Origin of the sequence: Neorhizobium tomejilense, assembly GCF_964254135.1 — a bacterium.
GTDB classification, from domain to species: Bacteria; Pseudomonadota; Alphaproteobacteria; order Rhizobiales; family Rhizobiaceae; genus Neorhizobium; species Neorhizobium tomejilense.
The window spans coordinates 72,643-88,022 of the sequence record NZ_CAXUSO020000002.1; the positions used below are offsets into that span (position 1 = coordinate 72,643).

16 protein-coding genes are annotated in these 15,380 nt (G+C 60.5%); 4 read left to right on the forward strand and 12 right to left on the reverse strand.

Going from position 1 to position 15,380, the window contains the following annotated elements:
* Nucleotides 1–38: 38 nt before the first annotated feature.
* The 3 genes from ACSQ3G_RS23090 (at nucleotide 39) to ACSQ3G_RS23100 (ending at nucleotide 3,317) form a co-directional block, all read left to right on the forward strand.
* Nucleotides 39–1,208, forward strand: a complete 1,170-nt coding sequence (locus ACSQ3G_RS23090) for a pyridoxal phosphate-dependent aminotransferase (protein WP_436111826.1) — start codon at nucleotides 39–41, stop codon at nucleotides 1,206–1,208.
* A gap of 159 nt (nucleotides 1,209–1,367) precedes the next feature.
* The gene (gene galE, locus ACSQ3G_RS23095) at nucleotides 1,368–2,402 is read left to right on the forward strand and encodes a UDP-glucose 4-epimerase GalE (protein ID WP_436111827.1); all 1,035 of its coding nucleotides are present in this window, start codon (nucleotides 1,368–1,370) and stop codon (nucleotides 2,400–2,402) included.
* Nucleotides 2,403–2,534: 132 nt separating this feature from the next.
* Nucleotides 2,535–3,317 carry a polysaccharide deacetylase family protein gene (locus ACSQ3G_RS23100; RefSeq protein WP_436111828.1) on the forward strand — a complete coding sequence of 261 codons (783 nt, stop codon included), beginning with the start codon at nucleotides 2,535–2,537 and terminating at the stop codon, nucleotides 3,315–3,317.
* Between the two features lie 93 nt (nucleotides 3,318–3,410).
* On the opposite strand, the gene ACSQ3G_RS23105 is transcribed toward ACSQ3G_RS23100, so the two are convergent.
* From ACSQ3G_RS23105 to ACSQ3G_RS23115, 3 genes are all read right to left on the reverse strand, one after another.
* Nucleotides 3,411–3,809 (reverse strand): DUF1236 domain-containing protein, encoded by a 399-nt coding sequence (locus tag ACSQ3G_RS23105; RefSeq protein ID WP_436111829.1) that lies wholly within the window; start codon nucleotides 3,807–3,809, stop codon nucleotides 3,411–3,413.
* A gap of 73 nt (nucleotides 3,810–3,882) precedes the next feature.
* A complete protein-coding gene (locus ACSQ3G_RS23110; protein ID WP_436111830.1) occupies nucleotides 3,883–4,068 on the reverse strand; it encodes a hypothetical protein in 186 nt (61 codons plus the stop codon).
* A gap of 22 nt (nucleotides 4,069–4,090) precedes the next feature.
* Nucleotides 4,091–4,897 (reverse strand): DUF1236 domain-containing protein, encoded by an 807-nt coding sequence (locus ACSQ3G_RS23115; protein ID WP_436111831.1) that lies wholly within the window; start codon nucleotides 4,895–4,897, stop codon nucleotides 4,091–4,093.
* Between the two features lie 531 nt (nucleotides 4,898–5,428).
* Between ACSQ3G_RS23115 and ACSQ3G_RS23120 the strand changes: the two genes are divergently transcribed.
* Nucleotides 5,429–6,061: a hypothetical protein gene (locus ACSQ3G_RS23120; protein WP_436111832.1), complete on the forward strand. Its 633-nt coding sequence runs from the start codon at nucleotides 5,429–5,431 to the stop codon at nucleotides 6,059–6,061.
* Here ACSQ3G_RS23120 and ACSQ3G_RS23125 read toward each other — a convergent pair.
* The 9 genes from ACSQ3G_RS23125 to ACSQ3G_RS23165 all read right to left on the reverse strand — a co-directional run bounded on the left by ACSQ3G_RS23125 (nucleotide 6,041) and on the right by ACSQ3G_RS23165 (nucleotide 15,357).
* A complete protein-coding gene (locus tag ACSQ3G_RS23125) occupies nucleotides 6,041–6,709 on the reverse strand; it encodes a response regulator (RefSeq protein WP_436113173.1) in 669 nt (222 codons plus the stop codon). The genes ACSQ3G_RS23120 and ACSQ3G_RS23125 overlap by 21 nt on opposite strands.
* Nucleotides 6,706–8,112: a sensor histidine kinase gene (locus ACSQ3G_RS23130; protein WP_436111833.1), complete on the reverse strand. Its 1,407-nt coding sequence runs from the start codon at nucleotides 8,110–8,112 to the stop codon at nucleotides 6,706–6,708. The genes ACSQ3G_RS23125 and ACSQ3G_RS23130 overlap by 4 nt, the downstream gene beginning before the upstream one ends.
* A gap of 341 nt (nucleotides 8,113–8,453) precedes the next feature.
* Nucleotides 8,454–9,146, reverse strand: a complete 693-nt coding sequence (locus tag ACSQ3G_RS23135; RefSeq protein ID WP_436111834.1) for an FkbM family methyltransferase — start codon at nucleotides 9,144–9,146, stop codon at nucleotides 8,454–8,456.
* A gap of 87 nt (nucleotides 9,147–9,233) precedes the next feature.
* A complete protein-coding gene (locus ACSQ3G_RS23140; RefSeq protein ID WP_436111835.1) occupies nucleotides 9,234–10,154 on the reverse strand; it encodes a hypothetical protein in 921 nt (306 codons plus the stop codon).
* 214 nt (nucleotides 10,155–10,368) lie between these two features.
* Nucleotides 10,369–11,589, reverse strand: coding sequence for a glycosyltransferase family 4 protein (locus ACSQ3G_RS23145; RefSeq protein ID WP_436111836.1), 1,221 nt, complete (start codon nucleotides 11,587–11,589; stop codon nucleotides 10,369–10,371).
* 2 nt (nucleotides 11,590–11,591) lie between these two features.
* Nucleotides 11,592–12,365, reverse strand: coding sequence for a class I SAM-dependent DNA methyltransferase (locus tag ACSQ3G_RS23150; RefSeq protein WP_436111837.1), 774 nt, complete (start codon nucleotides 12,363–12,365; stop codon nucleotides 11,592–11,594).
* Nucleotides 12,362–13,471 (reverse strand): DegT/DnrJ/EryC1/StrS family aminotransferase, encoded by a 1,110-nt coding sequence (locus tag ACSQ3G_RS23155; RefSeq protein ID WP_436111838.1) that lies wholly within the window; start codon nucleotides 13,469–13,471, stop codon nucleotides 12,362–12,364. Before ACSQ3G_RS23155 ends, ACSQ3G_RS23150 begins: the two co-directional genes overlap by 4 nt.
* On the reverse strand, nucleotides 13,468–13,944 hold the full coding sequence (locus ACSQ3G_RS23160; RefSeq protein ID WP_436111839.1) for a cupin domain-containing protein: 477 nt from the start codon (nucleotides 13,942–13,944) through the stop codon (nucleotides 13,468–13,470). Before ACSQ3G_RS23160 ends, ACSQ3G_RS23155 begins: the two co-directional genes overlap by 4 nt.
* Before the next feature lie 153 nt (nucleotides 13,945–14,097).
* The gene (locus tag ACSQ3G_RS23165) at nucleotides 14,098–15,357 is read right to left on the reverse strand and encodes a glycosyltransferase family protein (protein WP_436111840.1); all 1,260 of its coding nucleotides are present in this window, start codon (nucleotides 15,355–15,357) and stop codon (nucleotides 14,098–14,100) included.
* Nucleotides 15,358–15,380 lie beyond the last annotated feature (23 nt).

Below are 15,380 nucleotides of genomic sequence, written 5' to 3' on the forward strand. Positions count from 1 at the left end.
GCTAAGGATGTGGGGAAACAAGCCTCAAGGGAATTCCCATGTCGATCATCTCCAGTCTCAGCCCCCGCGCCGTCGCAGCGCCTGAAAGCGGCATTGTCGAGGTCCTCAACTACGCCCGCGGGCGGGAGGGATTGATCCCGCTCTGGGCTGGTGAAGGCGATCTGCCGAGCCCGGATTTCATCAACCGCGCCGCAACCGAGGCTCTGCTCGGCGGCGAGACCTTCTACACCTGGCAGCGCGGCATTCCCGAACTGCGCCAGGCGCTGTCGGACTATTACGCGCGGCATTTCTCGGTCTCGCTGCCGGTCGAGCATTTTTATGTCACCGGCTCCGGCATGCATGCGATCATGCTGGCGGTGCAGGCGGTGACCTCTCCCGGCGACGAGATGATCTACCTGTCGCCGACCTGGCCGAACATCATCTCGGCGATCGAAATCTCCGGCGCCCATTCCGTCGGCCTGCCGCTCGATTTCGTCGGTGGCCGCTGGTCGCTCGATCTTTCCAAGCTGGAGGCGAAGATCACCCCGAAGACCAAGGGCCTGTTCATCAACACCCCGGCCAACCCGACCGGCTGGACCGCGACGCTGGAGGACTTGAAGAACATCCTGGCGCTTGCCCGCAAGCACGGCATCTGGATCGTCGCCGACGAGATCTATGCCCGGTATTATTACGGCGGCGCGCCAAGGGCTCCGTCCTTCCTCGACATCATGGAGGAAGGCGACCGGATCATCTTCGCCAATTCCTTCTCCAAGAACTGGTCGATGACCGGCTGGCGGGTCGGCTGGATCGTCGCTCCGCCGGAAATGGGACAGGTGATCGAAAACCTGGTGCAGTATTCGAATTCCGGCGTGGCACAGTTCCTGCAGCGCGGCGCCGTGGTGGCGCTCGACAAGGGCGACGACTTCGTGAACGCGAATATCGCCCGGGCGACCAAGGCCCGCGACATCCTCTGCGACGCGCTGATTGCCACCAACCGGGTCGAAACCTTAAAGCCGGATGGCGCGCTTTACGCTTTCGTCAAGGTGGACGGCATCACCGACAGCCGCAGTGCGGCGCTCGATATCGTCGACAAGATCGGCGTGGCGCTGGCGCCCGGCTCGGCTTTCGGCAAGGGCGGCGAGCTTTTCCTGCGCGCCTGTTTCCTGCGCGATCCGAAGCAGATCGAAGAGGCCGCCGGCCGCCTCTCGGACTATATCAAGCGTCTCTGATCCGATCCGGCACGCAAACGCTAAAATTCGAGCGATTTGCTCAAGAGCCCATTTGCCTTGACCCCAGATATACCCGGCGCTACCAGCGCGGGGTAAGCATTGTTGAAGACTGCCCGTGTTCTTGTCCTGCCAACGATAAGAAAGCAGGGAAGTATAGACATGGCAGTTCTGGTAACAGGCGGCGCGGGTTACATCGGCAGCCACATGGCCTGGGCTTTGCTCGACGCGGGCGAGGAAGTTGTCGTTCTCGACCGGCTCTCGACCGGTTTTCGCTGGGCCGTGCCGGCGGAGGCGCGCTTCTATCTCGGCGACGTCGGCGACCGCGCCGTTCTTTCGCAGGTCTTTGCGGAAAACGACATCACCGCGATCCTGCATTTCGCGGGCTCGATCGTGGTGCCGCAATCGGTCGCCAACCCGCTGGATTATTACGAGAACAACACCGGCAATACCAGGCTGCTTGCCGCAGCCGCGGTCGCCGCCGGTATTCGCCATTTTGTCTTCTCTTCGACGGCTGCCGTTTATGGAGACCAGAAAGACGACACCCCCGTCTTCGAAAACGCCGACCTGCATCCGAAGAACCCCTACGGCCAGTCGAAGCTGATGTCGGAGATGATGCTGCGCGACGCCGCCGCGGCGCATGATTTCCGTTTCGTGGCGCTGCGTTATTTCAACGTCGCCGGTGCCGATCCGCTCGGCCGCACGGGATTGTCGACCGAAGGTGCCACGCACCTGATCAAGATCGCCTGCGAGGCCGAGCTCGGCAAACGCCGTGGGGTCGATGTCTACGGGACCGATTATTCGACACCCGATGGTACCGGCATCCGCGACTATATCCATGTCACCGACCTCGTGGACGCGCACCTGAAGGCCCTGAGCTACCTGCGTCGCGGCGGCGAGCCTCTGATCGCCAATTGCGGTTATGGCCGCGGCTACTCGGTCCTGGAGGTTCTGGACGCCGTGATGCGGGTTGGCGGCCGCAAGTTCGAAATCCGCTATGGACCCCGCCGGCCGGGCGACGCGGCAAGCGTGGTCGCCAATTCGACGCTGGCGCGCCGGCTGCTTGACTGGAAACCGCGCCACGACGATCTCGATCTCATTGTCGAGACTGCGATCTCCTGGGAGAAGGGCTTGGCTTCCCGCAAGGCCGAAGACCTCAAGTCGCTGCAGAGCAGGCTGGCGTCGGCACGCTTCTAGGGTTCCAGTCAGAAGAAAAAAGGCCGGCATAGTCCGGCCTTTATCCGTTTCTTTATCCGGGCCATTCGGTCACATGGCGATCTTAAGCATTTGGCGATAAAGCGAGAAGGCACCCCCCGTTATCGGTATCCCATGCGACGTTTTCTTCTTTGTGCTTTTCTTGCCCTTCTCCCGGTCGTGGCAACGGCTGAAAACATGCCGGCGCCACAGAAACCTGCGGCCCAGAATGCTGTACACGCTCCCAAACTGGTCGAGCCGCATCTGCATGTCGCGCGTTCGGGCAATGCCGTTCGCCCCCGTGTGGCGCTGACCTTCGATGCCTGCATGGGCCAAGCCGACGAGCGTATCCTTTCGACGCTTGTCCGGGAAAGAATTCCGGCGACGATCTTCGTCACGGCCCGCTGGCTGAGAAACAACCCGCAATCGGTCGCAATCTTTCTGCAGAATCTCGACCTCTTCGAACTGGAAAACCACGGCCAGAACCACGTGCCGGCGGTCGATGTGCCGGTCCTGATCTACGGCATCGCCGCTGCCGGATCGCCAGAGGCGGTTCGCCAGGAGGTGTCAGGCGGCGCTGATGCCATGCTGGCGGCTGGTTTTTCCGCACCACGCTGGTTCCGCGGCTCGACGGCAAAATACGATCCTTCGGCCATACGCCAGATCCGCGATATGGGCTATCGGGTCGCCGGGTATTCGCTGAATGGCGACGGTGGCTCCCTGCTCGGTGCCGACGTCACCGAAAAACGCATCGCCGCCGCCAAGGACGGTGACGTCGTCCTCGCACATATCAACCAGCCCACGCATGCGGCCGGCGAGGGTGTGGCCCGCGCGCTCGTTGCCCTGAAACGACGTGGCGTCGAGTTCGTACGCCTTTCCGACGTGGACGGCATTGGCGACGACGACACGACCCAGTGAGGGCGCGGTCTCTCGGACCATTTTAACCCTTGAATACAGATCGGGGAGAGACGGATCCGTCTCTCCCCGATCTCGTTTCGGCAATGGGGGCATTTACCGGACGACCTGCACGACCGTGCGGGTCTGCGGATCGACGATGACCCGCTGTTCGTTCACCACCGCATAGGCGTATTTCGGGCTGTCCGGAACCGGGGTCAGCACGACGGTCTCGGGGATGGGCTTGCCGACGACGATCTTCTCCTTGATGACGACGGGCGATGCCGGGGCAGGAGCCTGTTCCACATAGGTCACGACGGGTTCCGGTGGCGGGTCGATGGCGGTCCCGGCAACTGCGCCGGCGACGCCGCCGACGGCAGCCCCGACCGGGCCTCCGATGATCGCACCGGTGACAGCGCCGCCGGCTGCACCATTGACGGTGCCTTGCTGGGCCGAGGCAACAGGTGCGAGGACGCCGAGCATTGCGGCGGAAAGAATAAGGATCTTGGTCTTCATTGATAGTTCTCCTTCCAGGTGTTGTGACGCGGGCGAGCGGTTCGCGCCGCGCCTTGGAATGCGATCGAGGCTGCTATCTCGTGACCGGCGCCGGCGGCTCGATCTTCGGCAGGGTCACGTCGATGCCGATGTCGCGGTTTGCGAGGTAATCGCTTTCGAACAGGAAGAGCCCGCCTGCGATGACCACGATCAGCAGGATGGCGGCGACGGCCCAACCGCCGCCGCCCGTATGGATCACTGTCGGTTCCCGGTCACTCATGGTTTTCTCCCGCGTTCAGCGCTCAGCCGACCAGGATGTAGACGACCTCATGGCTCGAGGGGTCGACGATGATGATCCGGCCATCCGCCAGCACGAAATATTCGTAACCGCGATAGGCCGGTACGATCTCGACGATGCGCGGCGGCAGCGGATGCAGTTCCACGGTCGTCGGAACGGCGACGCCGACATCGACATTGATATCGACATCGACCGGCTCGACCTTGTTCTGGACGAGGATATTGCGCACCTCCGTCCTCTGTTCGGCCGAAATATTGATGCTGCCGGTCGTCTCGTTCGAAGGTTTATCGGTGGCAGCCTGATCGGAACCGGGTTGCTGGGCGCCGTTGTTCTGGCGGGCAGTGTCGTCGGTTGCCGGCTTGGTGGCATCCGTTCCAGAGCCCGAGCCCGAATTGGCGGTCGTAGAACTGCCGCTCTGGTCAGCAGGTTTCTGCTGCGCCGTATTGTCCGTGGCGGGCGACTGAGCACCGCCGGCTTGCGTCTTCGTGGTATCGCCCGATTTCTCCTGAGCCGCCCTATCGCCCTTCGGCTTAAGGCGCTGCTGGTCGCTGCCCTGGGCCTGGGCGTTCATTTTGTCATTACCGCCGGTCGAACCCTGTGGCTGTTGTGTCGTGGCGCCCATATCCTGCTGCGGTTGAGCCTGTTTGGCGCCGGACGAACCGTCCGAGCCTGGGGTGCCTTTGCGTGGCAGGATAGGAGCCGCGGCGTCGCCCTTGTCCTGAGCCTGACTTTGAGCGATCGCTGGCACCACCGAAAGCGTCGATCCGGCCAGGAGCGCTATCGCGAGCGTGTGTTTCATTGACGGTTTCATGATGTTTCCTCTATTTTCTGGTTGACCTGCGAACCCGTGGGTGGGCCGCACTCACACCTCGAACTTCCGTTGCCATGGGCGCGTTCCGGGATTCGGGCTTCAGTCGGGCAGGGCGGGACTTCAGGCCGATCATGTTTTGGGCCTTTGGTCTGATGGGACGGGGTAAAGGTCCAAGGGGGGATGAAATCGCCGAACCGCGCTGATAGGGTGCCGCTGATCCTTGGGAGGCTCAGGGGTTCCGTCATGGACAACGACACGTTCCAGACGAGATGGCGATCGATCCCCGTCGCGGCTTTTTGTCTGCATGGCCATCTTGGGAGCGCTGCCGTCTGATGGATCAGACCCGGTTCCTGCGCGATCATCGGTCCTTTTCAGCGCAGAACCTTGCCCGCCGACCGTCCCTGTCGCGGTCGGCGGGCTCTTTGACCGGGAATTCGGGCTACGGAACCATACGCCAGGCCTCCGGTTTAGACTTGCATAACAGTTTCAAAAATGTCCCAAGCAGGAGATGGCCACCCCAGGAGCCAAGAGATGCCGATCCGTAGAATGCTTTTCTTGAGCGGAGCGCTCACCGTCATTCTTGCAACCGTGCTGCCTTTGAAGGTTGTGACCGGTGCGGACGGCTTGCTGCGCGTCACGCTGTCGAGCGTCGCGGCCCAGGAAGGCAACGGCAATGGTGGCGGCGGAAGCAATGGTGGAAACGGCGGTGAAAACGGCAACGGCGGTTCCGGCGGGAATGGCAACGGAAACGGCAGTGACAATGCCGGCGGCAATTCCGACAATAGTGGAAATAGCAACGGCAATAGCGGCGGTAACGGAAATGGCAACGGCGGCGGAACCGATACCGGCACCGGTGGGACCGGTGGTCCGGGAACCGGTACTGGGGCCGGATCGACCCCGGCAGGCGCAACCACAACGCCGCGCAGCGCAACCGCTGCTCCCGCGCGGCCTTCGGTCCCGGCGACTCCGGCTCCGGCTGCCCCAGCGAAAGCCGCCGTCGAGGTCGATGTTCGGGGACCCTCGATCACCGTCCGCCACCACAACGGCGCGACAGAACGGATATCTCAAGGCCGTTACGAGATGCGGGATTCGCATTCCCGCACGATCGTCAACCGGGCTGCGACGCCCTCGGATACCTCAAGGTTACGGTCGTTCGGCCGCTGACCGTTGATCGGTCGCATCGCGAAGGGCAAGCGCCGCCTCCGTCCGGTTGGTCACCTTCAGCTTCGAGAGGATGCGGGTCATGTGGTGCTTGACGGTCTTTTCGTGAAGGTCGAGTTCTCGCGCCACCCGCTTGTTGCTGAGTCCGGATGCGACGAGGCTCAGAACCTCCTGTTCGCGATCGGTCAGCTCCGACAGAAGGTTCGGCTTAGCGGGCGCTTCGCTGGAGGCCGATAGGCCGGCGATCAGTCGCGCCGAAAGGGCAGGCGAAACATAGCTCTCTCCGGATGCCACGGTTCTGACCACGTCTGCCAGGCCTCTCGAGCCGACACCCTTGAGAACATAGCCTTTTGCGCCAAGCTTCAGCGCGGTCGCGATGTCTTCGCTTGCCTCCGAGACGGTCAGCATGACGATCTTCAGGTCCGGGCAATAATCGAGCGCTTCGGCGATGGCCTCGAGACCGTTTCCGGGCATGGAAATATCCATCAGCATCACGTCCGGGCACAATTCCCGCACGATGTGCAACGCGTCGTCGCGCGAACCGCCTTCGCCGACCATCTCGAAATCCTCGATCTCGCCGAAGCTGCGCGTCACGCCTTCGCGGAACAACGGATGATCGTCGACGACCGCAATCTTTATTCCTACCATCAGGCCTGCTCCATTTCCTGCACGTTCAGCGACATTCTGACCGTGGTTCCGTCCTTCGATGTGATGATCTCGAATGTGCCGCCGAGGCTTTCGATCCGCTCCCTGAGCCCCGCAAGCCCGAGACCCTCCGGGCGTATGTGCTGGGGGTCGAAACCCGGCCCCCGATCGACAACTTCGACAACGACATTGCCATCGTCGAAACTCTGGCGGACGCTCTGATCGATGCCGCCGCCATGCCGGAAGCCGTTGTTGAGCGCTTCCTGCGCGAAGCGATAGATGCAGATCTTGGCCGAGGGCGAAAGTGGCCGCGATCGGCTCGACACCGACAGCGCCACGGCCACGCCCGTGCGCTGCCGGTGGGCGTTGACGGCGCGCTGCAGCACCTCCGGCAGCTCGGCAGTTTCGATCTGCGGCAGAACCAAGCCGCTGCAGATGCTGCGGATTTCGTCCATCGCCTCGTCGAGGCGGGCCTTGATCGTGGTGACCTCCGCCTCGCGGGCGGTCGGCGGCGTTGCGGGATCGGTCAGCAGCCGGCTGTCCACCCGCAGTGCCGCATAGGCGACAAGCTGGGCCGGCCCGTCATGCAGGTCGGCGCCGAGCCGGCGCAGATAACTCTCGTTGAGGGCGGTGGCGCGTCGCGAGGCCCGCTGGGCCCGGGCGTGAAGGGCCTCGTTCTGCGAAAGCAGGTCGGAGAGTTCGGCGACCCGCTGCCTCAGCGCCTGTCGCTGATGGTCGATCGTGCGGCTGCCGCGGAAAACGATCGCCGAAAGAATCAGGAAGAAGGCGATCGTGACGCCGGCGACCGCCGCCCAGCTTCGAAGCTGCGCCTGATAGAGGCTTCGCTCGAAATCGCCCGCAACCTCGTAGAACTCCGAGACCGCGACCACCTCTCCCGACCAGGGCTGCAGGATGGGGTTGTAGATTTCGAGAAGTGGCATGCCGGTCGCCCGCTCGATCTTGCTTTCCGGGTCTTCGGCAAGTCCGAAGCGCGCCACCATCTGTCCGGAAAATGCGGTTTGCAGACCCTCGCTCGGACCGAATTTCTGTCCCACCATGCTTTTGTCCGTTGCATAGAGGATCGTGCCGTCCCTGCGCCAGAGCCTGAAGGATATGACCTTGCCGCCGAGGGCACCCTGGCCGAAGGTCTCGTCGAGGGCGCGGGTGGTGACGTCGTCGAGCGTCTGGTTGGTCTTCATGTCCGGAAGCAGCGGGGCGATGATGCTGTCGACATAAAGGGCGGTCGAGGCGGCGGAATTGCGGGTGACGGTGGCTTCGATCAGGCTCGTCACGAAGGCCCCGACCAGAAGCATTGCCGCGAAGGCAACCAGACCTCCCGTCAGCAGAAACTGCCGGGCGAGGGATTGGTCGTTCCAGCGATCAAGAATTGCGCCAAGCCGCATCAGCATGCCATGTTGTTGACCCGCACCATGCGAGCCAATGGCGCGCAACGCGCAAGGGGGCTGATCCGTTGCATTGGGTGCGGATTATCTGATCCGGGACGCAGACGCCCGCGTGGCAATAGCTGCACGGATCTTTTGGACGTGCTGAGCGTCCAGTTTTCAGCGTAAACCAGCTTCTCCTTCATTGATCAGGCCTCGAGTGAATGGGCTGGTCAACTCCTTTGCCACTGGAGGATTAGCAAGAAAACGGCCGCCGTCAAACTGTAGTTGCTGATCGGGCCGGAATGGCGAAGGAAAAGGTCGCTCGGTCGGCTCCGCGTGTGGAGAGCCAACGTGCGGGCGTTTTGTCAGGCCATTTCGGGCGCATTGAACTTGAACAGGTAGTCGTGCTCCGTAAGCTGGTCCAGAAGCGTATAGCCCTTGGCTTCCAGGAAGCTCCGCATCCGGTCGATGTTCCGGCATTCTATAACCATGAACCTGAAATTATGGCGATCGAAATCCACACCCATCAGGACCTCCAGTTCGGCACCTTCAACGTCCAGCGACAGGACGTCCATCAGCGCCGGCGCCTTGCCCTCGTCCAGGATCGTGCTGAGCGGCTTTGCTACCGCGCCGAACTCGAATGTCGCTTCCCGATTCCTCAGGAATTGTCGCGAGAGTTCCAGATGGGCCGATACGCTCTCTAAATCCACCTCGACATTCGTGGAGACGCTCATCAGGTTGCCATAAGTCATGTCCACATATTTATGAGGATACCCGAAGCGCACGCAAGCATTGCAGAATATGGCGTTCTTCTCGCTGCGGTTCTTCCTGCATTCCAGAAAATTGTTCGGCGAAGGTTCTATGAGGATGCCGCTCCATCCGCGATTTTTCTCGAAATAATAGGTGTTGGACTGGCGAATACCGTCATTGGCACCGAGTTCCACGTAGAACCCGTTGTCGTAGTCCATATATTTCTCGATCTTCCGATCCAGCTCGTTGAGCCCGAAATACGCGCTGACAGGCTTCTTCTTTTTAAAAGGAAGACGTAGTTTGGGCATCGAAATTCACTCCGTAATTCCGCAAACGACAGGCGCGGGGTCCAGATTCGGCAACGAGGGACGGCTGGGCCGCGGCACTAGTTCCCGTCAGCGTTTCGGGATTATCTTTCTCAGGATGCGCTTCAGCCCCTTTTCCTTCTTCTTCCGATAGCAATGCTCGCGCATATAGGTATCGTCGGCGAGGAAGTTCGTGGCGGGCACCTGCGGGTGGCGGAGCGGAAACTCCAGGCTCTGGCGAGGAAGGTCGGCCAAGCTGCTCTCATCCAGCGTGTGGGTTGCGTCCGCCCGGAAACCCAGGTTGCTGATCAGGTTGTGCTGCGGCTGTATGCTGATCTGCCGTTGGAGCCACTGCGAAAAGTGAAACTGATAGCCCCAGGCGTCGAGCCCGCCCTCGAACACCCGGTTGAAGGCCTTGATCCAGTGTTCGAATTCTTCGGGATAGGCGACGGTGTTGAGCCAGCCGTTCTCGCGTAAGGTCCCCCAGCGCGATATCGACACATCGTAATTTTGCCAGACCCGCCGCCAAGTGGCCCAGCCCCAGATGAGCGGGTACCGACTGAAGAAGTAGCTGTCCTCGATCGTTACCCGGCCATGCGTAAGATTTGAGCCGGCAATGGAGCCGACGCGCTCGTCATCCTCGTATCTTTCCAGAAGTTCGGTGCAATAGGGGAAGAAGCTGGGATCCGGCAGGCAGTCGTCTTCAATGATGATCGCGCGATCAGTCTGCGAGAATACCCAGTCCAGTCCGGAGGATATCCGCTTGCGGCAACCCAGATTAGTGTCTGAATAGTTGCGGAAGACCTCGCAATCCCAGTCGATATCCTCGACCACCTGCCTCGTCTTTGCACATTTCTCGGCTTCGTTCGCGCGGTCCGCGCGTGCACCGTCGGCGATAATGAAAAGCTTGCTTGGCCGCGCCCGGGCTATCTCCCGAAACACCGACTCGGTGAGATCTGGTCTGTTGAAAATGATGAAGACTACTGGGGCGATCGGTTTTGCTTCGTTCATCTATCCACTCGATTACGGACCTGAAGGAGATCGAAATCGCCGTCCAAAGTCTGGAGACCGCCTTTAAACGGACGGTGTTGCGCGACACCCGCACAGCGTCCATTCCGCCCGGTCTCGTAAACCAGATTTGTGCTTTGAGCAAGCGAGGGACGTGCGGGGGGTGGGCTTGCGGAGGCCGCAGGGGAACGATCCGACCTTCTGTCCTGCCCCGAATTCAGGCTGACACAGGCATCCTCGAGGCCAAGCGGGACAGCAGCAGCCTCAGCCGGTCTTCGGCGGCGTGCCTTTCACGTTCGAAATGCTCCAGGCGCTGGCGGCCCAGCTCTTGCCAGTGGCCGTCGCCCGGCCCCTGAGCAAGCCGTTCGATGCAGTCGGCAAGCGAATGGGCGTCGTCCGGGTCGAAAAGAAGCGCGGCATCACCTACGAAATCGGCAAATCGCTGCGGATAAAGGACCGGTTTGCCCAGAACCCATGCCTCCATGGGCGGAAGGTTGGAAGGGCCGAAATAGCTCGGCATGACCAGCGCCTTAGCGCCCTGATACAACAGGCTCATATCCTCGGACGGCACGAAGCCGAGGAAATGTGTGCTGCCCGATACCCCGAGACGTTCCGATATGCGCCTGATCGCGCCGGCATGTCCCTGATCGCCACCCGCGAAGACGATGCTGGGCGCGGTGCCCTTGCGCTTGGCCAGAAGCGAGCAGGCCTCAAGCAACCTGACATGATTCTTGTGTGCCCAGAATTGCGCCGGATAGAAAAGGTAGCCTGGGGCAAGGCCGTAACCTTCGAGCATCTTAGCGAGTGCGCCCGGAGCTGAAGTCGCCTCCCGCAGCAGTGGCGCGGGAGAAAAAGGCACCTCTATGAAGCGGTCGCTTGCGACGCCGTAGCGCTGTGATGCCAATCGGCTGGTGTGAAGCCCGTCCGTCAATGTCGTGGCCGCCTTGACGACCGCGCGTGAATAAAGCTCTTCGCGCTTCTCGAATTCGCGGTTTTCGGTGACCTCGGGAAACTCGGGATGTTCCAGATGGCAGAGATCCCAGATCGTGAAAATGTAAGGCGTCGCCTGGAGGTCGAGCGCATATCCGCTCGGCGCAGTGAAATAGACGAGATCTATTCCCTGCCGCTTTATCTCAAGCTCGAATTCCGTCATCTCTTCACGCCGCCTGCGCGCGGACTGGAAGGCCTGGGCAATCTTCTTGGACAGCTTGCGTTTCGGCTTGACGAAATGCCTAGCCTTCAGGCCGTGGGCGGCAAGGCTTGCGATATTGCTTTCTATGGTCGTGTAGATTTCGACGTCATAGGGCTCGGGTGCGATCCGTAGCATCTGCAGGGCGGCGGTGATCGATTGGTTGAAGCCACCCCCGACGGAAATCTTCTTTTCCAGAATGACGGCGAGTTTGAGCCTGGATTTCGCCACTGCATCCTCTGTCGCCATGATCAGTGCCCGGTTTTCTCAACGAGATAGTAGACACTCCAGCTGTGCCGCGAAGGCGAACTCCGGGTCAGCCATTCGCCGGTTTCTTTCAACTTCAAACCGGCGGCTTCTATGTGGCCTTGAATTTCAGCCGGGAAAAAATACCGCATCGGATGGAGTTCCTCGAAACTCGAGATTGCCCCGGTCTTCTTGTCTTCGACGAAGAAGGTGAACTTGACGGTGACGACATGCGCGCTGCTGTCATGCTGCGGCTCCGCGATCCGGACAATCTTGAGATTGTCGTTTTCGGCCCGGCGGACACGGGTTTCGGGGAGCACATGCTCTACGGCCGGCCCGTGCCAGAGATCGAAGAGAGCAACGGATCCGTCTGACATGTGGGCGCTTAATGTCGCGAATGCAGCCGCCACGTCGGCTTCATCGGTCTGGTAGCTCATGACGTGGAACAGCGAGACGACTGCATCGAAGGGCCGTCCAGCGTCGAAGTTCCGGAAATCGCCCTGCGTGAAGCGCGCGCGCCCCTCAGGGATATCGGCCGCCATGCCTCTTGCTTGCGCCTGCGCGAGCATGTGAGCGCTCAATTCCACCCCCAGAGTTTCGAAGCCGCTTTTGGCCAGCATCAGGTCGTGCTGGCCCGTGCCGCACCCGAAATTTACGAGCGTACGGGCGCCCGGCGCGATCTCCCGCACCAATTGCGCAACGAACTCAGCCTCTTTCGCATAGTCCTTGCCGGCGTTGAGTGTGTCGTAGATTTCCGCGTAATTCGCGAACACGCTCATCGAACGATCTCGCGGACGGCGCTGGCGACCTCATCGATATCCGCGTCCGACAGCCCGAGACCGCTTGGAAGATAGAAGCCGTTGGCCCCGATATGCTCCGAAACCGGATGATGTTCACCCGCGAAAAGCCCCATCTTCTCGAATACGGGCTGGCGATGCATCGGCCAGAAGAATGGGCGCGTGCCGATCTTCCGGCTGGACAAGGCCGAGACGATCTCGGCGCGGGTCTTTTTCGCCGAAGGGCGAACGACGAGACCGAAAACCCAGTAGATATTGTCGGCATAGTTGGTCGAGCGCGGCGCCCTGTCGAAGCAGTCGAGGTCGCCCAGGCGCTCTTCATAGGCCGCGCCGATCGCTCTCTTGCGCGAAACGACGTCATCCAGTTGTTCGACCTGCGCCAGCCCCAGCGCGGCCTGCAGGTTGGACATCCGGTAGTTCCACCCCAGTTCGTGATGCACGAATCGCTGCTCCTCGATGAAGCAGAGATTTCGAAGCGAGCGTGACCGCTCGAGCAGTTCGGGGTCGTCCGACAGGACCATGCCGCCTTCGCCCGTCGTGACATGCTTGTTGGGATAGAAGCTGAATATGCTGATATCGCCGAAACTGCCGCAGGGCTTTCCTTTGTAGGTCTGCCCATGCATCTCGGCGGCGTCTTCGATGATCTTCACGCCATGACGCTTGGCCAGATCGAGGATCGGGTCCATATCGACGGGCAACCCATAGATATGCACGACCATGATCGCTTTTGTGCGGGGTGTGATGCGCTGCTCGATCGCCTCTGCCGTCATGTTCCAGGTGATGGGATCGCAATCGACCACGACCGGTGTCGCGCCCGCGCGGACGACGGCGGCGGCACAGGAAATGATCGTGAATGTCGGAATGATGACTTCGTCGCCTTCTCCGATCTTCAGAGCCTTGACGGCGACATCCAGGGCGCATGTGCCATTCGCGACCGCGACGCCGTCGGCGCGCGAAACCTTGGCGGCAAAGGCTTTCTCAAAGCGGCGAACGAAGGGGCCTTCGGAGGAGACCCAGCCACTCTCGATGCACTCCGCGAGGTATTCGGCTTCTCGTCCCTTGAATGACGGTGTGTTGACGGGGATCATGGAGCCTTCACCTTCTGGTCTGGATCGATCGAAAAATGGGTGGATGGCAAGGAGATGATTTCCTGCTCCGACGCCCCTTCGAAGATGGTTTTGTCTTCGTTTCCGGCATAAGGGCCTTGCTTGACCTCCAGCATCTCGACGGGCTCCAGCATCTTGAAAGCGTGTCCGCCGGATGTCAGCATCAGTACATCGCCCGCGCCGAGCTCTTCCGACCCGATATATTGCTGTTCCGAGGTGTAAAAATCGGCCCGCAGACGGCCACTCTTGATGACGAGCACTTCCTGGGTCAGTTGGACCGCCCGCTCGTTCAGATTGTGATAGTGCGGCCGGATATATTCGCCCTCGGGGCGTTTCATATAGGCCAATTGCTGCGAATAGCTTCCATCCGTCACGAACGTCACACCCGGTGACGTGAACTTGCTGGATATGATGATCGCAATCTCTGTCCCGTTGAAACTTATCCGCTTAATCATTTTTCATCCCAGGATGTGTGGCCCATCGGAAGCGTATACCTCTACCTTTGAAGTGTATCTAGCACCTGTCGCGGACATCCAGAAGATTTCGCGACCCAAAATCAGGCGGGCGGTCAAAGAAGGCCGATCTGGCCTCCGGTTCGACATGCCGGCTTAAGAACCCTGTTGCCGGCCGTGCAGCGAGAGATTCAAGACACGCAGAAGCGGATTGGCGGCGAGGGCATCCTGAAAATAAGCGGCTGCGCGGGCGGTACCTTGCCAAAAGCTCGCGGGATTGGCGGCGATGCGCAGAATAGCTTCCGCAAATTCCCGATCGGTCGTCGCAGCCACGCCGTTCCCGTGGGAAAGAAACGCCATCATCGACATCCCTCGGGTGTGGATGACCGGCTTGTGCGCCGCGACGGCATCTTGAACGACACCGGATCCCTGGAGGCTGTAAATAGCCGGTTCGTAAGGCAGCAAAACCGCGTCCACCGAATGAAAAAGCTGTTCGAATTCCTCCGGCGAAATCCGATTGTCCTGCGGAGAAACAAAGACATTCCGCTCTCCCTTCAGAAACTCTTGTGACGCTGCGTAGACACCGCCGTCACGAAAATCCGCCGCCGAACCCTGGATGACGAAATCTATCGGAGGGGCCGAGCCGGTCTCCGCCAGTTCGGCAAGAGCTGATATGATACCCGTGAGCCGCTGGCTGCCTTTTTCCGATCTGGGTTCCCCGAAAACGCCTATTCGAAATCTACCGCCTTGATTGATCTCGGCAATTGAGACTGTTGGGACGGATATGCTGCAGGGCAGGTAAAACCCGCCTTCTACAGGCATGTCAAAATTCTCGCGGAAATAAGCCGCGAGTTCCTCGCTCTCGGTGAACAGGAAAATGCTCGTTGGCAACTTTTCAAGAATCGTACGCAGTCGCTTTGAACGGATCCTTTCGTTTCGGTCACCCAGTTCAGAATTGAGAAAACGGAGGCAAATCCTGGGTGCTCGATCTGCGAATATCGTCGTCAGTTCGACGGCTGACTCAAGAGTATCGAGGTCCGCCGTCGGCACGATAACGAGATCCCCCGAACCCAATTGCAGGCTGCGGCATATCCCCGCCAACGGCGCCCCAAATGCGGAAATGGGCAACCTGAGCGTATGGGCAGATTTAAGGGCGCCGAATACCGCCCCCAACCTCTGGGATATATTCCCATATTGCAGTCGCGATCGCAGTCTAGCGAGCTTAACGGACCTCGCGGTAAGCTTTCCAGCCGCTGCTCCCAGGAACCCGTCATAGGATTCTCCTGCCACGAAATTTGTATCATGGTCCGGAAGCAGCATGCTCAACGCAGAGATCTGGGTATGATGATGCCCGCGATTGTGCTCGAGCTTTCGCTCCACGATCAGAAGTTTTTTTCGCTCTATCGCGTCGGTCATCGCCCGTACCCTCGTGCAACGCT

What these genes read in the sequence shown, in the direction of transcription:
- ACSQ3G_RS23090 (WP_436111826.1), top strand. Translation starts at nt 39, where the DNA reads ATGTCGATCATCTCCAGTCTCAGCCCCCGCGCCGTCGCAGCGCCTGAA.
- galE (WP_436111827.1), top strand. Translation starts at nt 1,368, where the DNA reads ATGGCAGTTCTGGTAACAGGCGGCGCGGGTTACATCGGCAGCCACATG.
- ACSQ3G_RS23100 (WP_436111828.1), top strand. Translation starts at nt 2,535, where the DNA reads ATGCGACGTTTTCTTCTTTGTGCTTTTCTTGCCCTTCTCCCGGTCGTG.
- ACSQ3G_RS23105 (WP_436111829.1), bottom strand. Translation starts at nt 3,809, where the DNA reads ATGAAGACCAAGATCCTTATTCTTTCCGCCGCAATGCTCGGCGTCCTC.
- ACSQ3G_RS23110 (WP_436111830.1), bottom strand. Translation starts at nt 4,068, where the DNA reads ATGAGTGACCGGGAACCGACAGTGATCCATACGGGCGGCGGCGGTTGG.
- ACSQ3G_RS23115 (WP_436111831.1), bottom strand. Translation starts at nt 4,897, where the DNA reads ATGAAACCGTCAATGAAACACACGCTCGCGATAGCGCTCCTGGCCGGA.
- ACSQ3G_RS23120 (WP_436111832.1), top strand. Translation starts at nt 5,429, where the DNA reads ATGCCGATCCGTAGAATGCTTTTCTTGAGCGGAGCGCTCACCGTCATT.
- ACSQ3G_RS23130 (WP_436111833.1), bottom strand. Translation starts at nt 8,112, where the DNA reads ATGCTGATGCGGCTTGGCGCAATTCTTGATCGCTGGAACGACCAATCC.
- ACSQ3G_RS23135 (WP_436111834.1), bottom strand. Translation starts at nt 9,146, where the DNA reads ATGCCCAAACTACGTCTTCCTTTTAAAAAGAAGAAGCCTGTCAGCGCG.
- ACSQ3G_RS23140 (WP_436111835.1), bottom strand. Translation starts at nt 10,154, where the DNA reads ATGAACGAAGCAAAACCGATCGCCCCAGTAGTCTTCATCATTTTCAAC.
- ACSQ3G_RS23145 (WP_436111836.1), bottom strand. Translation starts at nt 11,589, where the DNA reads ATGGCGACAGAGGATGCAGTGGCGAAATCCAGGCTCAAACTCGCCGTC.
- ACSQ3G_RS23150 (WP_436111837.1), bottom strand. Translation starts at nt 12,365, where the DNA reads ATGAGCGTGTTCGCGAATTACGCGGAAATCTACGACACACTCAACGCC.
- ACSQ3G_RS23155 (WP_436111838.1), bottom strand. Translation starts at nt 13,471, where the DNA reads ATGATCCCCGTCAACACACCGTCATTCAAGGGACGAGAAGCCGAATAC.
- ACSQ3G_RS23160 (WP_436111839.1), bottom strand. Translation starts at nt 13,944, where the DNA reads ATGATTAAGCGGATAAGTTTCAACGGGACAGAGATTGCGATCATCATA.
- ACSQ3G_RS23165 (WP_436111840.1), bottom strand. Translation starts at nt 15,357, where the DNA reads ATGACCGACGCGATAGAGCGAAAAAAACTTCTGATCGTGGAGCGAAAG.